This is a genomic window from Nitrosomonas sp. ANs5 (genome assembly GCF_050584665.1).
Classification (GTDB): Bacteria; Pseudomonadota; Gammaproteobacteria; order Burkholderiales; family Nitrosomonadaceae; genus Nitrosomonas.
On sequence record NZ_JBEUDO010000114.1, the window covers coordinates 1 to 2706 of the forward strand.

General features: G+C 57.1%; 4 protein-coding genes. All 4 read left to right on the forward strand.

Annotated elements, in window-relative coordinates; all coding sequences use genetic code 11:
• Nucleotides 1-57: 57 nt before the first annotated feature.
• Nucleotides 58-282: a type II toxin-antitoxin system RelB family antitoxin gene (relB, locus tag ABTW62_RS13785; protein ID WP_430905148.1), complete on the forward strand. Its 225-nt coding sequence runs from the start codon at nucleotides 58-60 to the stop codon at nucleotides 280-282.
• Nucleotides 266-541 carry a type II toxin-antitoxin system RelE family toxin gene (locus ABTW62_RS13790; protein ID WP_430905149.1) on the forward strand — a complete coding sequence of 92 codons (276 nt, stop codon included), beginning with the start codon at nucleotides 266-268 and terminating at the stop codon, nucleotides 539-541. Before relB ends, ABTW62_RS13790 begins: the two co-directional genes overlap by 17 nt.
• Nucleotides 542-706: 165 nt before the next feature.
• Nucleotides 707-1462: a transposase gene (locus ABTW62_RS13795; protein WP_430905150.1), complete on the forward strand. Its 756-nt coding sequence runs from the start codon at nucleotides 707-709 to the stop codon at nucleotides 1460-1462.
• A 70-nt stretch (nucleotides 1463-1532) separates the two neighbouring features.
• Nucleotides 1533-2690: a type I restriction-modification system subunit M gene (locus tag ABTW62_RS13800; protein WP_430905151.1), complete on the forward strand. Its 1158-nt coding sequence runs from the start codon at nucleotides 1533-1535 to the stop codon at nucleotides 2688-2690.
• The last annotated feature ends 16 nt before the right edge of the window (nucleotides 2691-2706 follow it).

Below are 2706 nucleotides of genomic sequence, written 5' to 3' on the forward strand. Positions count from 1 at the left end.
AAGGCGTGGGGCGGTGGTGCTATACTTGTATAGCACTTTTTTAACGAGGATAAGCTCATGTTAGCGATACGATTGCCGGAAGACCTGGAAAAACGCCTGGACAATTTAGCCAAGCGCACGGGCCGCACGAAAACGTTTTATGCCAGGCAAGCCATCGAGCAACACTTGGACGACCTGGAGGACCTTTACCTGGCCGAGCAGCGCCTGACCGAGATCCGCGCGGGCCGCACCCGCACCGTGCCATTGGAGGACATCATGAAGCGCCATGGCCTGGAGGATTGAGTTCGATCTGGCTGCGGAGCGTGAACTGGCGAAACTGGACAGGGCGGTTGCCCGAAGGATTTTAAAGTTTCTCGCGGAGCGGCTGGCACCGTCGGACAACCCGCGAAGCCTGGGCGCCCCGCTGACCGGCTCGAAGCTCGGCGATTTCTGGAAATACCGCATCGGCAAATACCGTGTCATCGCCAGCATTGAAGATCAGATTGTGACTGTTCTAGTTTTGAAAGTGGATAAGCGCAGTGATGTGTACAAGCAAAAATAGACCGCCAACGAAGATCTGGGGTCAGCAGCGGCTTGGCAATGCCGCGAACTTTAGTGTACATCCACGCATCCACGTCCGATCCACGGGGTCAGTTCTCACAATCCAATATTTTACACCATTCCGCGCTATACTCAGCCCATGGCTAGACCTCTACGATTAGAATTTGTGTGCGCCCTGTATCATGTAACTTCGAGAGGCGACAGGCGCGAGGACATCTCTCTGGATGATGATGACAGGGCAGCATGGCTGGCCGTTATCGGCGATGTCTGCACTCGCTTCAACTGGATCGTGCATGCCTATTGTCAGATGACCAACCACTATCACCTGCTTGTGGAAACGGTCGATGGCAATCTGTCCAAAGGCATGCGCCAATTGAACGGCGTCTATACGCAGCGTTTCAATCGCCGCCATGGCATGGTGGGGCACCTGTTCCAGGGGCGCTACAAGGCGATCTTGATCCAGAAGGACACCTACCTGCTGGAAGTGACAAGATATGTCTTGCTGAATCCGCTGAGAGCCCGGATAGTCTCAAGACTTGAGGACTGGCTGCTCAGCCAGTTTGGGCGGGAACGCCAGTGCGCGATTGAATCCTGTCGTCGATTTATCATGGAAGGCAAAGGGCTGCCCAGTCCGTTAGATCAGACCCGGCATCAATTGTTGTTGGGCGATGATACTTTCGTCGAGCAATTCCGGCAGGACAAGAAACCAGAGGCGCTCCGCGAAGTCTCCAAAGCCCATCGAAGATCCGTCGCCCTGCCCCTTGCTGAGTATGAGCAACGTCATTCGGATAGAATTGAGGCAATGGCGCGGGCCTATCTATCCGGCGCTTACACCATGTCGGAAATTGGCGCTCATTTCGGCGTTCACTATATGACAGTGAGCCGAGCTGTGCGGCGATTCGAACAAAATAGCCGGGATTGATGTTGGAATGTTAGACGCGACCCCGTGATCCGTATACTAACCTCGTATCACTTCTGATGTACAAGACCCAGTGAAACTGAAACTTACTCTCTCGCACCTCGAATCCCTCTTGCTGCGCGCCTGCGATGACCTGCGCGGCAGCATGGATGCCAGCGAATACAAGGAATACATCTTTGGCATGCTGTTCCTGAAGCGCGCCAGCGACCTGTTCGACGAGCGCCGCGAGGCGCTGCGCCAGCAGTTCGCCGCCCAGGGCATGAGCGAAGCCGATATCGCCATCGAGCTGGACGACCCGGATCACTACTCCGGCAAGTATTTCTATGTGCCGCCCCGCGCCCGCTGGAACCAGCCGTGGCAGGAAGAGGTGATTGAGAATGGCGAGACGAAGCGGGTCCAGCGCCCGGCCCTCAAGCACGTCAAGGAAAACGTTGGCACCACCCTCAACAAGGCGCTGGCCGCCATTGAAGACGCCAACCCCGATGCCCTGCAGGACGTGCTCAGCGGGATCAACTTCAACCGCAAGATCGGTAGCCGCACGCTGGACGACGACACCCTCGCCGATTTCGTGCAGAACTTCGAGAAAATCCCGCTGCGCGACGAGGATTTTGAGTTCCCCGATCTGCTCGGCGCCGCCTACGAATGGCTGATCAAATACTTCGCCGATTCCGCCGGCAAAAAGGCGGGCGAGTTCTATACCCCCTGGGAAGTGGTGCGCCTGTGTGTCGAAATCTGCGACCCGGCCGAGGGCATGAGTGTCTATGACCCGACCGTCGGTTCCGGTGGCATGCTGATACAGATGCGCGACTTCCTGCGCGAGAAAGGTGGCGATGCCCGCGAGCTGGCCCTGTACGGCCAGGAAAAGATCGGCACCACCTGGTCGATCTGCAAGATGAACATGCTGCTGCACGGCATTTCCCACGCCGATATCCGCCAGGAGGACACCCTGCGCGAGCCGCAGCACCTGGATGAAACCAACGAACTGAAACGCTACGACCGCGTGGTCGCCAACCCGCCGTTCAGCCAGAACTACCTCAAGAAAGACCTGAAATTCCCCGGCCGCTTCCCGGTGATGATGCCGGAGAAGGGCAAAAAGGCCGATCTGATGTTCGTGCAGCACATGCTGGCCGTGCTCAAGCACGACGGTCGCATGGCCACCGTCATGCCCCACGGCGTGCTGTTTCGCGGCGGCGAGGAACGCGAAGCACGCAAATACTTTAGGAAACTCTGATTAATTCGCTCACGAA

Coding starts and splice junctions, on each gene's coding strand:
- relB (WP_430905148.1), top strand. CDS start 58: ATGTTAGCGATACGATTGCCGGAAGACCTGGAAAAACGCCTGGACAAT.
- ABTW62_RS13790 (WP_430905149.1), top strand. CDS start 266: ATGGCCTGGAGGATTGAGTTCGATCTGGCTGCGGAGCGTGAACTGGCG.